Genomic DNA, 12,224 nt, shown 5'->3' with positions numbered 1-12,224 from the left:
GAGCTCTTTTTTGGTTATCAGGCCTTTTATATGTTATTATTTTCATATGAAAGGATGATAATATGAATTGGTGCTTAATGACGTTGACCTTTCTGGCCGTCAATCTCGATTTTTTTGTGCTCTTGCTGTTTTTTTTACAAAAATATTCCGTTGGAGAGGTCTTACTCGGCTACTTGCTTGGGTTGTCGCTCCTGCTCTTGCTCAGTTACGGTCTAGGCCAAACCCTTGCTCATTGGCTGCCAGAATGGGTGCTCGGGGGCTTGGGCTTTTTACCGCTTTACCTTGCTTTTCGTACGGAGGATGATGACGCTGAACTAGCGCGATTCCGCAAGCGTAGCCCAGTTTTGACCGTTTTTGGCACTTACTTGGTGGTTTGTGCAGGGTGCAATTTGTCCGTTTTCATTCCAGTGTTATTGGGCCAAACCTTACCAGTCTTTTGGCTCACGCTCGGCTACTTCGGCTTTTTGACGGTTATCGTGGTTCTTTTCCTCCGGCGCCTTGGTCGGCTTCCTGTGGTAACCCAGGTTCTGAACCATTATGGTGAGTGGTTGTTACGCGTGACGTACTTTGTGATTGGGACTTACGTTCTCTATGACAGTGGTTTTCTGGCTCACATCTGGGAACTAATCAAATAATGATAGGAGAAAAACATGGTGAAGCAAGTTGATTTAACGGAAACCAGTCAGATTTTCAAACTGCTTGGCAATACCGATCGGTTACGGATCTTACTGTTGTTGGAGAATAATCCGGTTGATGTTTCCACAGTCGTTACCAAACTCCAGTTATCACAGTCAAACGTCTCACATCAACTAGCGTTGCTAAAGCAACATCAGCTGGTCAGCGCGCAACGAACGGGGAAACGGATGCTGTATAGTTTGAATGATCCACATATTTTGACGATTGTGGAGCTGGCCTACCAGCATAGTGAGCACGTGGTTAAACACGAGCAGCATCATTATTTACGCGATTAGATGGAGATGAGCCTTGCGATTAAATGGAACTAGTTTAGTAGCTGACGGCAGCGGATTGACAACTGGATTATTCCTAGTATATTATGTTGACAAGTGTTCGCGCAGAATGTCATATGATATTTGATTTAAGATTAGTATTATTATAATTGGGGGTGAATAGCGATGGTAAAGAAAAACAAACACAAGCAGGATAAAATTGAACGATGCCTGAGTGATCAATATGGGGATCAGGAGATTAAGCAAACCAAGCAACATTGGAATGACTATAGTGATTCAGAAAAGGCCGCCATTTTAAAAGAGGGCGATGCAATTTTTGTTGACCTTGCTCAGCTTAAGGATCAGGCGCCGGATAGTGAAGAAGTACAGCAAATCATGGTAAGGTGGCATCAATTTCTGCTTAATTTTTATGAGCCGAGCATTGAGTTGCTGAGTGGCTTAAACGAAATGTACGCTAATGATCCTAAGTTTAAAAAGAAATTTGCTAAAATTGATCCAGCTTTACCAGATTTTCTCCACGCTGCAATTGATACGTATGTTGATCAATTAGAAAATCAATGGATTGAAGAACAGCAAGAGACGTTAGATAACGAGTTATAGATTGGAGAGGGAAAATGGCTAAAGTTGATCGATCGGGAGAACGAAAAGTCAGTCCGTTAAAAATCAAGCCACAAGCAAAAACACCTAAGTTAGTTTTTCCAGTGGAAACACCCCAGCGCGATTTGCAAAATTTAATTGTTGCCGACGAGGTTGCCACGCAAATCAAGAGTTTGCTTGCCAAGATTGAAAATTATGATTTACTCTATAATCAATTTGGTTTAAGTGAAATCGATTCCACAGGCGGGAGAACTGTCATTAACCTGTATGGATTACCTGGGACCGGAAAGAGTTTTTCGGCGGAAGCGATTGCCAAAGCACTGGGCAAGCGGATCATCAAGGTTAACTATGCGGAGATTGAATCCAAATACGTTGGGGAAACGCCGAAAAACATCAAGTTATTGTTTAAAGAAGCCAAGGATGAAGATGCTGTTTTAATCTTTGATGAAGCGGATTCAATCTTGGGTCGGCGGCTCGATAGTGTCACAAAAAGCACGGATCAAGCGGTGAACTTGACGAAGTCAGTCATGTTGTTAGAGTTGGATAATTTTGCAGGAATTGCAATCTTTACCACTAACTTTGGGAAAAACTATGATCCAGCCTTTTTACGGAGAATTATCGGGAACATTGAATTTCTGCTACCAGCAAAAACAGCCCGGGGCAAAATATTAGCAAAGTTAATTCCAACTAAATTGCCAGTCGACCTTACGCCAGCTGATTTAGATCAAATTTTAGAGCACACGGAAGGGTTTTCTGGTGGAGATTTATTAAACGTAGTGGTTTATGCGAGTTCGCATGCCGTAGAGCGTGATGGAGTAGAGTGTAAAGTGGGGCTTGCTGACTTTGATGATGCCATTGGATTAATTAAAAAAGCAAAGCACGAATTAGCACAGTAAAAAATAACTGTTAATGGATAGCAGTTAATCAGAGTTGGATTAATCCAGCTGATAAAAACAACCTAAAAGTGGCGCACAAAATCATAGTTTGTGCGCCACTTTTAGATTACTTTCACTATCCGTTCTTAGCGGTTAAACATCATCGGGTTCACGTTCCCTAAATTTAGTTTGATAATTCCAACTGTCAAAATGGCGAAGAGATTGCCACTAATGAAACCAAGCAGAAAGGTGAACCAACTTAACGGCGTAGCCTTAAAGACCAGCAAGAGAATGATGACAACAATGATGATTGCGATCACGAGGTTGATAATTTTGCGGGCCTTTTGGACTCTCGGAAAGGCAGTGGTTAATTGGCTCATTTGCGGATTGGCAGCATTAATTACGTTCGAGCCGGCGCCTTGTAATAATTTGAGCAGGGCACTGAGATCGCGAAAGGCGTAGTTAAAAATAGAGAGGAAGCCGACGATTAAGCCACTAAACAAGCCGAGGAGCAGAATAAAGAAGCTACCGAAAGCGTTAAAGTAAATCGCTAGGCCAATGCCTAAGAATAGCAAGATGAGCGCCGGGGCGAGTAAGAACCATTTGCGCCGTTGAATCTGGTGGCGAATCGTGGTCCATTTTTGGAGATACGTTTGGAGTTTAAACATTAATTCTGGATTCATCTGATAACCTCACTTTTTTGTCATACCGGTAATTTACCACAAAAGTAAGGAAGAAACAAAACAGAAGGGCTTCATGATTAGTTGAGGGAGCTTGAAGCTTACTATATTTAGTCTATATTTTAATAACACAAGATATTAGTTTATGGATTTGGTTAGTCATATTAATAAGTGGAGAAGCTGTTTTATTAGAAATTCAATACACTGAATATAATAAGCATAAAAAATAGCTTCAATAAATTTTTAATAAAAAAGCTTGCCAATTGCTAAAATTGGCAAGCTCCTTAAAACTCTTTACCACCAATCACGTTGATGACTCAAGTCATAAATAGCCGAAGCTGTTAATCTAGGTTAAATCCATTTAAGAAACTTCAAAAAAGTAGACATATAGAGCATCCTTTTTTGGGGTGGGAACATATCGGTTCGGCCGATATGTTCTTTTTTAGCTCCACTAATTATACAAAAAAGGTACCGATCGCATTCACTTAATGAATGTCATCAGTACCAAAAATTGTAAAGTCTATTTCTATAACGCTCAGTTAGTTACCGTAAGGTTGAATCAATTGCTGCATACTCTTCGTTGGTCAGGTTAATCTGAAGCGCTTTGGCATTGTTCACCACTTGGTCGGGGTGCTTAGCGCCAGGAATCACAACGGAGATGTTGGGATTCTTAACGTACCAAGCTAAAACCAATTGAGCAATCGTTGCGTCATGTTCCTTAGCCATTGGTTTCAAACGATCAACGGCTTTGATAATTTGTGAGAACCGCGGTTCTTGGAAGTTCGGATCATCATGACGGATGTCGGTTTCTTCGAATTTCGTTTTTTCACTGTACTTACCGGTTAACAAACCAGAAGCGAGGGGGAAGAACGGCACGAAGGAGATGTGGTTTGCTTGTAAGTAAGCAAACCGTTCCTGTTCGGCATCGCGAGCAAAAGGATTGTATTGCTCTTCGTCAACGTCCACGTAGCCGTCCCGATTGGCTTCACGCAGTTGCTCCATCGAGAGGTTGGAAACGCCGATGGCCTTGATTTTGCCAGCTTCCTTCAGTTCTTGCAGAGCAGCAACCGCTTCATAAAGAGGCGTCTTACCATCTGGAAAGTGAATGTAGAAGATGTCTAAGTAATCAGTTTGCAGTCGTTGTAAACTTTCTGCAACAGCTTGTTGGAGGTGCGCTGGAGAGTCGTCGATTACCATGTCACCTTGAGCAGTTACTTTTTGCCCGCCCTTGGTGGCAATTTGAATTTTGCCCCGGTCGTAAGCTTTAATGGCTTGGCCGATTAATTCTTCAGAACGGCCGAGGCCATAAGCGTAAGCAGTATCTAACAAGGAAATACCATTGTCGAGGGCGGCTTTAACGATTTTAATTCCGGTTTCATCGTGGAGATGTGGGAAGAGGTTGTGACCACCGACCGCGTTGGTACCTAATCCCAATGGAGTAGTAATAACGTCTGATTTTCCAATTTTAACTGTTTGCATAAATTTACTCCTTTGACTGTAAAACTGATTGAAGAGCAGGTTGGTGCTGGAGATACTCCAGTAGCACGACGGCTTGGTTATGCTGTTGGTCCTTAGCGCCGTATAGCAGCAGGACGTTCCGAGTTTGTAACTGCGTGGCGACCTTCGTTACAAAGGCCGGGGTTTTCGGGTTTTGGTCTAATTCCTGACGGTAGCGTTGTTGAAACGCGGGAAACCGTTCCGGAAGGTGGTTAAACCAACGCCGTAATTCTGTTGTGGGAGCAATTTCCTTCGCCCACTCGTCGAGGGCCGCGTTGACCTTAGAAAGGCCCCGGGGCCACCGGCGGTCCACCAAGATTCGATAACCATTATGATTAACTGGTTTGGTGTAAATCCGCTCAATCGTTAGCTGCATGAAACTTCCTCCTCACCTCGAGGTCGCTTTTACAGGTGGTGCTTCGTTTCTGATTCGATGGTTGGGAATAATGTGATGAAATTATTCATCTTTTCTGGATCAATGTGGTATTCGATAAATGGCAAGGCACTACCGATGGCGTTATCAGCTTCAGAACTAACTTCAGCCATTCCCACTAGGTAACCTTGTTTGTCAAAGATAGTCAGGGTTTTACCTTGGTTAGCCCGCATTGCTAACCGGAACCAGTCCTGGCTTAAATCAGCTTCCTTGATGTCGTATTGATCTGGGTGAGCTTGGGCTTGATCAGGAGTAACTCCAACCTGAGCAATCCGTGGAGAAGTGAAGACGGCACTGGGAACGGCTGGATAGTTGATTGGATCCGTAGTTGCGCCCGTAAAGAGCTTTGTGAGGTACATTCCTTCATAGATAGCCGTAGGAGTTAAACGACCCACTTCTTTGTCAAGCACGTCTCCAGTAGCGTAAATGCTAGGAACCGATGTTTGTAAGTGACCGTTAACGGCGATTCCTTTGTGATCATCGTATTCAACGCCCACTTCGTCAAGTCCGATTCCTTTAACGTTTGGAAGCCGACCAGTGGCATCAAGAATCCAATCGCTGGCTACGTTGCCTTGGTTAGTTTCGACTTGGTAACCATCAGCTTGCTTGGTTACGGCACTTGGTGTCACGTTCTTCATGATGTGAACGCCCTTTGCTTCTAAGTCAGTAAGCAGTTCTTCAACAAATGGTTGGTAGAATTGTTTTAAGGCGTGTTCGTGGTGCAACATTAAGGTTACGTCAGTTCCAGCCGTTGCTGCGATGGTAGCAAACTCAAGGGCAATGTAGCCACCCCCGATGATAGTCATCCGGTTCGGTTGGTCAGCGAGATCTAAGAAGTCAGTTCCGTTGTGGAGGTATTCTTGACCAGGAATGTCTAACTGGTGATAGTGTGCTCCGGTGGCGATTACTAATTTATCAGCGGTGTAGTTTTGACCGTTAACGGCAATGGTGTGTTCGTCAACGAGCGTTCCCTTGCCGTGGATTAGGTCGATTCCGAGGCTTTCTAGCCCAGCTCCGATGGCTTTAGGTAAAACGCCAACTATTTTCTTTTCATGTTCGTAATTAGCCTTCCAGTCCAACTTAGTGGTTCCAGTTAAACCAGCTCCTTGCATTTGGTCAACGGCTTCCTTGACTTTGACTGGCATGTCAAGGGAGATTTTGGCGTTACATCCTCGGTTGGGACAAGTCCCCCCGATTTTATCGACTTCAATCATTCCGAGTTTAAAGCCAGCTTGAGCTAACGGCATCGCCCCGTTAAAGGCACCGTGTCCACTTCCGAGGTATAAAACATCATATTGATACTTTCGTTCTTCCATTGTTACACTCCTTTGTTCTGATCAATTGTAATTTGAATCCTAACTTTAAAATAGCAAAAAAAAAGCACGACCGCAATTAAATTGACTTTTTGTTAGTCAGAGCGGTCGCACAAAAAGCCATTACGATGCTACGTTGAAGGGCACCAAGCAAGTTGAACAAGCCCCGCCAAGTTTTACCGGCGATCCAGCTTTGATTAGTTTGACGTTAGAGTTGGGGTAACACTTCTTGGCTACGAATCATCATGTCGGTGTAAATCCGTTGGACATCTTGGTCGGTGCCTCGGAGTTCGTAGTCAGCGAGAAACGGAACGTGAAACATGCGGGAGTAACGTTTAGCGGTTAAACAGTACTGGGCATTAAAGTTTTTATTCCCGCTGCCGATGATTCCCAGGCAGAGAGCGGCATTATTACCATAACCAATGTATTCACCAAGGGTGGTGGTTAACAGTTCGGTTACGCCACTCCCAATCCCATCCCCACCGTCGAGATAGGTTGGGACCGTTACAAAGTAGGGCTCCGTTTCCGTGGCAAAGTCAGTTTGATCACTAATCTCTGTGCCCACCACGAGCGGGTTAGCTGGATCCTGGTCGTGGCGTTTTTGGGCATAAGCGGTGAGGTTTTCGACAAAGTTGCGAGTGTTGCCTTCAATTGAAATGAATAAAATGCGCATCGGTTTCATGGTGAGCCTCCATTACGAATGTTTACGGTGTTTAAGTAACCAACTTAAAAAACCAATTCCTAGTACCAATATACCACTGATCAGCGTGAGAAGCAGACCGAGTCCGAGGCCGGGAGTCCGGTATTGCAGCCGAATTTGATGCGTGCCGGCGGGGATGATTCCCCCGACAAAGCCTGTGTTCACACGTTGGGTTGCCACGGGATGGTTATCGACGAATAACTGCCAGCCTTTAGAGTAGGGAATTGAGGTAGTGAGGACCGTTGGCCGCGGTTGCTTGCTGGTCCCCGTGATTTGATTGGGGGTCAATTTAATGTGACGGAGTCGTTGGGTTTGTAACTGGTGCAACCGTTGTTGGTAGGCTTTCCCCATTGGCACGGCAATGACCCGTACCCGATTGAAGCGCAAGCGACTGGCTCCTTGGTAATGTAATGTAATGGTCGACCGAGCTTTGGGAGCGTAACCAAGATTGAGGACGGCGTTTCGCTTGGGGACGTAGTTAGAAAGTTCGTCCGTTCCAAGTTGCGTCACGGCATTACTCATCCCGGTCGTGTGGGCCGTCAGTTTAAAGCTACCATTGTTACTGGTTTGGAGCCCTTGACGCCACTCATTTAAATGATCCATTGGACTCGGGCTTTGGTTTCGTAACCACGCTTGGTTCTGGGCTTGGTGTTGCTGTTCTGCTGGGGAAGAGGCACTAGCATGGATACCATCTAATTCTAAGTAGAGTTCCGTGTTCCGGGTCGCTGCTGGGTGCTTCAGTTTTAGGGTTACCGGCTGAGGTTTTCCAAGCACATCCGTATTTAGTTCGTGTAGCCCAGTGCGATTCTGGTGCTGAACCGCTCGCTTGCGCTGGTCATTGGCAGATAACACATCCTTAGCCCGGGCTTTACTAGTGTAGTGTTGGTCCGGCGTAGTTGTGCGGTTCGCATCCTGCCCCCATTTAGAGGTTGCCAACTGGTCAAAGGTGGTAATCCAGTCCTGGTCGTCCAGGTTAGTCGTGTACGCAAGGGACTTACTCGTTTGGCGGGGGGTAATTGTGCGCACTCGGTTGCCAGGCGAAGCAACGACGGCTCCCTGTAATTGGGATTGTTCCTTTTCAACGGGCCCCAGTCGGTTCCAAGTAGCCGGATGAATGGCCGTGCGTTGACTGTAGAGAAGGGGGAGGGCGTTCTGGTTTTGAGCTAGGATCGTTCCGGTGGCCTGATCAGCCGGGCGGAGTTGATTTTGATTCTTGAACAGGCGCGGTTCGTGGCGCTGGTTCTTGATGATTTTAAAGCCCGCGGGTAAGCGATAGTGGCGTTGTGCTGAGTTAAGAAAGAGATATTTAACTCCCATCAGAGACAACATGGTTGAACGGTAATCGTTTTGGGCGACCGGATCATTGGGCGTAAACTGATTATTCCGGATGGCTTGTTCTAACTGGCCCACGAACCCATTTTCCAGTGTTAAGTAGGATGCAATGTCATGGGTTTGGAGGTTCAACGGTAGGTTAGAACTCGCGTTAAAGTAGTCGATGTTAAACGTGTGCGCCCGCTCCAGCGGAAAGTAGTGGTAGCGCGGGCCAATGCTCGTCCGGGCGTTGCCCAGTCGCTTTGTAACGTAGTGATCAGCCCCATCGTAGTAATTTTGGGTGTAGTGGGCAGCACTTTGCTGGCGTAGCATCCCACGGCTGAACCCACTGTTGTTCGGACTATAGTAGCCCAGCCCGAGCGCAATGAGGTTTAGAGTAACGATGGTCAACACACTGAGATAGAGGGTGCGCGGGTTCCAGTGATCATCGCGGGCCAACCAGCAACAAGCCAGTAAGCCAAAGAGGAGGACGTATTCAATCACATCATGGCGTTGCAACCGGAAGAGGAAGCCCTGACTTGCCCAGATGAGCACGAGGAGGCCGAGCGTACTGATTCCAAGGGTTAAGACGTCGCGGCGGGTTAAGCGGGTGAGGTGATTGACAAAGATGGCCGTAGCGAGCCCAACCGGCAGGAGTGCTAACGCTAACCACCGGTTCGAGGGGGACGCAAAGGCATTAAAGATGGCACTGACGGCAGGCAAACAGAGACCAGCGCCGACTAATAGCAGGGCAACGTTAAGGTAGCGATAGCGTTTGAAGTGGAGCAAAACGTAGACCAAGGCGTACAAACTGATTCCGCTGAGCCCAATGATTAACCAAAATGAGAAAGGTCCGCCCAGCCCAAGCAGTTTGCTGGGTAAATTGAGATAGTAACTCAGGGGGTATAGCCGATAACCGTTGGCAAAGTCACCGGTAATCCGAGTGGACTGAAAGGCATAAAGCATGGTGGGGATAAAGAGCACCGCGGCTGCTAGCATTCCGAGTCCAACCGTAACGGTCAAGCGGAGGAAAAACCGGCCCCAGTGAAACCACCGGGCTTTTCTAACCATCAGGCTTCGTAATGTAACATAAATTAAGCAACCGAGTCCCAGCATGTAAGCAAAGTAAAAGTTGCTTAAAAAGGTGATGAAAACAGCCCCGCAGAGTAGCCAGCTGGATTGGTGCCGGAGGACACGTTCAATTCCTGCGGCCAGGAGGGGAAAGAAGATGAGGGGGAGTAAAAAGAAGGCATGGTGCATGCCGGCGTACAACGCAAAACTGGAAAAAGTGTAGGTGAGGGTACTAATTAACCGGCTAATTTTTCGCAAGTGAAAGTTGTGCAGATACACTAAAAAAGCTAACCCCGCGCAGTACAACCGGAGGAGGACCAAAACACCGTAGCCAAATTCAATTTGTCCCTTTGGAAAGAAGACGATGAGATAGTTAAACAGATCCCCAATTACGTAGTAGGAAAAACTAGTGAGTTGATCTGCTCCAAGACCGAGATCAACCGACCAGTGGGTCAAGCCGTGGCTGGGATGAGCGAGAAAATTAACTAGCAGTTCCCGGAAGTTTACGAGAATGGGGTAGTGCTGGGCAATTCCATCCATGCTCCAAATGAGCGAACGATCGGTAAGGTAAAACGTCCACCCAAAGACTGCGACGATGATTGCAAATAGGATGGTATAGAGCACCCAGGTTGGCAGTTTTTTCAGCATCTTCATCTAATTGCTCTCCTTGTTAATAAAAAAAACGAGGCACGCCTCGTTTGAGTGGAATTAATGATCAGTATCGCTGGGGTTCGTTAGCGTCGCAGGAACCTCGGTAACTTCAAACCAGTTAATAAACGAGTTTTCGTAATCAAGGACTTTAAACTTGAAGTTGCCAATCTGCACGATGTCGCCGACCTTAATGTGTGGATAGTGTTCAATGACAAACCCAGCGATGGTAACGACATCGGATTCATTGAATTCTTTGATTTGCGTATCAAAGTATTTTTCAAAGTCATAGGTATTTAACTTTCCACTGATTTTATAGGAACCGTTGGGTTGCTTGAAGATGTACGTATGACTAGAAGGATCAATTTCGTCTCTCACGGTTCCAAAGAGCTCTTCGTAAATATCCTTATCAGTAATGATCCCAGAGGTTCCCCCGTACTCGTCGATCACCACCACAATTGGTTGGTGGTTATGAATCATCTGTTGGAGCACGATGGAGATGGTGGTCGTTTCTGAGGTGGTATCAATTTTACGAATTAAATTCGTAATCGGTTTATCCGGGTTGATTTGCGCTTGTTTAATCAAGTCATAAATGTAGACGTACCCGAGAATGTCGTCCTTGTCGTTATCTTTTACGACCGGGAGCCGACTGTACTTGGTGCTTAGATAAGTTTCAATGGCATCATTAACCGTATCGTTAACGTCAACGGTTTTTAACTGCGTTCGGTCAATCATAATGTCACGCGCGGTTTTATCGTTCAGTTCAAACGCCCGGCGCATGTAGAGGTAGTCATTTTGTTCCAAATCCCCGTTTTGCACGGCCGCCTTGGAAACACTGAGAATTTCTGATTGTGACAGGGCTTCGTCGTTTTCGTTGGCCACCGGTAATCCGAGCATTTTGACGACCCCCGCTGCCGACACGTTTAGGAGCCAGACGAAGGGGTAAAAGATGACGTGACAGTAGTGAAGCGGAGTGCTGACCACGTCTAAGACTTTGAGGGGCATATCAATACTGAGGTTTTTCGGGAGAATTTCTGTGAAGACCACCTCTAAGTAGGTCAACACGATAATTCCGAGGATGGCCCCAATCCCGTGGGCAGTAGCGCTAGGGGCACCCATGCCACCGTGACCGAGGATGTCGACAAATAATTCGATGGCAAAGGTTTCCCCAATCCAGCCTAGAATGATTCCAGCTAACGAAACCCCTACTTGCGTGGTTGAGAGGTATTCGTTCAAATTCTTCACCATGTGTAGTTCGCGGGTTAGTTTGCGCTTGCGTTTGGTAGATGTGTGATCATCATCCAATTCTTCCTGGAGGGCGGTTGTCCGAGTTTGCACGAGGGCAAATTCACAGGCAACGAAAAAACCGGCCAAAAAGAATGTAACTAAAATAATAACTAAGTCGATAAAAATCGATCCAGTAACCAAGTAGCATTCCTCTTTTCGTTGATTTAAGCGATTAGCTTCATTAATAAGTAAGTTATATCTAACATTTTAAACATTTATCATTTATTTTACCATATTATTGAAAGGAGTAATTTTAAAATCCCCGCTGCGAACGCTTAATTAATTGAATTCTAGCGGAACTGGCTCTACAATCAAGGTGTCAGGAAACTGATGCATTACTTCTGAAAGGGGTTTTTAACATGGCACGGAATGAAATTCAAAACAACGGTTACAATCCGCTTGATGATTTTTTTGGTAACTTTGGGAAGAGTTTATTGAGCTCAGTGGCTGGTGATAACCGGATGAAGACCGATATCATTGAGCACGATCAGGATTTTGAAGTTGTGGTTGAATTGCCGGGCTTTCAAAAGCAGGACATTCACTTGACCTATGATGACGGAACCCTCAGCATTCACGCGACGCATGACATTAATGCTGAAGTACAAAATGATGCCGGACGGGTTTTGAACCAAGAGCGGCGCTCGATGGATGTGACCCGGTCGTTTTACCTGCCCGATGTTGATGATCAGGCCATTTCCGCCAGTTACGAGGGCGGGCTGTTGAAGGTCACCTTACCAAAAGCTCCGCATGACGCGGGCGACAACCACCAAATCGAAATTAACTAACCAGAACAGTAACAACAGTCAGTTCGATGAGAGCGGGCTGTTTTATTTTGGTTAAAATT

General features: G+C 45.9%; 12 protein-coding genes. 5 read left to right on the top strand and 7 right to left on the bottom strand.

The window, feature by feature from the left end; translation table 11 throughout:
- Positions 1-77 precede the first annotated feature (77 nt).
- The 4 genes from M8332_RS06385 (at position 78) to M8332_RS06370 (ending at position 2,461) form a co-directional block, all read left to right on the top strand.
- Positions 78-635 (top strand): cadmium resistance transporter, encoded by a 558-nt coding sequence (locus M8332_RS06385; RefSeq protein WP_252780025.1) that lies wholly within the window; start codon positions 78-80, stop codon positions 633-635.
- Between the two features lie 15 nt (positions 636-650).
- Positions 651-971, top strand: coding sequence for an ArsR/SmtB family transcription factor (locus M8332_RS06380; RefSeq protein ID WP_252780024.1), 321 nt, complete (start codon positions 651-653; stop codon positions 969-971).
- A gap of 162 nt (positions 972-1,133) precedes the next feature.
- Positions 1,134-1,568: a TipAS antibiotic-recognition domain-containing protein gene (locus tag M8332_RS06375; RefSeq protein WP_252780023.1), complete on the top strand. Its 435-nt coding sequence runs from the start codon at positions 1,134-1,136 to the stop codon at positions 1,566-1,568.
- Between the two features lie 14 nt (positions 1,569-1,582).
- Complete coding sequence (locus M8332_RS06370) at positions 1,583-2,461, top strand: ATP-binding protein (protein WP_252780022.1); 879 nt, start codon at positions 1,583-1,585, stop codon at positions 2,459-2,461.
- A gap of 125 nt (positions 2,462-2,586) precedes the next feature.
- Here M8332_RS06370 and M8332_RS06365 read toward each other — a convergent pair whose 3' ends face one another.
- The 7 genes from M8332_RS06365 to M8332_RS06335 form a co-directional block, all read right to left on the bottom strand.
- The gene (locus tag M8332_RS06365) at positions 2,587-3,123 is read right to left on the bottom strand and encodes a hypothetical protein (protein ID WP_252780021.1); all 537 of its coding nucleotides are present in this window, start codon (positions 3,121-3,123) and stop codon (positions 2,587-2,589) included.
- Between the two features lie 540 nt (positions 3,124-3,663).
- A complete protein-coding gene (locus tag M8332_RS06360) occupies positions 3,664-4,599 on the bottom strand; it encodes an aldo/keto reductase (RefSeq protein ID WP_252780020.1) in 936 nt (311 codons plus the stop codon).
- 4 nt (positions 4,600-4,603) lie between these two features.
- Positions 4,604-4,993, bottom strand: a complete 390-nt coding sequence (locus tag M8332_RS06355; protein ID WP_252780019.1) for a DUF488 domain-containing protein — start codon at positions 4,991-4,993, stop codon at positions 4,604-4,606.
- Between the two features lie 29 nt (positions 4,994-5,022).
- Complete coding sequence (locus tag M8332_RS06350; RefSeq protein ID WP_252780018.1) at positions 5,023-6,366, bottom strand: dihydrolipoyl dehydrogenase family protein; 1,344 nt, start codon at positions 6,364-6,366, stop codon at positions 5,023-5,025.
- Positions 6,367-6,571: 205 nt separating this feature from the next.
- On the bottom strand, positions 6,572-7,045 hold the full coding sequence (nrdI, locus tag M8332_RS06345; RefSeq protein ID WP_252780017.1) for a class Ib ribonucleoside-diphosphate reductase assembly flavoprotein NrdI: 474 nt from the start codon (positions 7,043-7,045) through the stop codon (positions 6,572-6,574).
- Between the two features lie 12 nt (positions 7,046-7,057).
- Entirely contained in the window at positions 7,058-10,099 is a 3,042-nt protein-coding gene (locus M8332_RS06340) for a YfhO family protein (RefSeq protein ID WP_252780016.1), read from the bottom strand.
- A gap of 54 nt (positions 10,100-10,153) precedes the next feature.
- On the bottom strand, positions 10,154-11,521 hold the full coding sequence (locus M8332_RS06335) for a hemolysin family protein (RefSeq protein WP_252780015.1): 1,368 nt from the start codon (positions 11,519-11,521) through the stop codon (positions 10,154-10,156).
- 218 nt (positions 11,522-11,739) lie between these two features.
- Between M8332_RS06335 and M8332_RS06330 the strand changes: the two genes are divergently transcribed.
- Positions 11,740-12,165, top strand: a complete 426-nt coding sequence (locus M8332_RS06330; RefSeq protein ID WP_252780014.1) for an Hsp20/alpha crystallin family protein — start codon at positions 11,740-11,742, stop codon at positions 12,163-12,165.
- Positions 12,166-12,224 lie beyond the last annotated feature (59 nt).

Source organism: Fructilactobacillus ixorae, assembly GCF_024029915.1.
Lineage (GTDB): Bacteria > Bacillota > Bacilli > Lactobacillales > Lactobacillaceae > Fructilactobacillus > Fructilactobacillus ixorae.
Note: the sequence above shows the minus strand (reverse complement) of the source record. Positions and strands in the feature narration are given on the sequence as shown.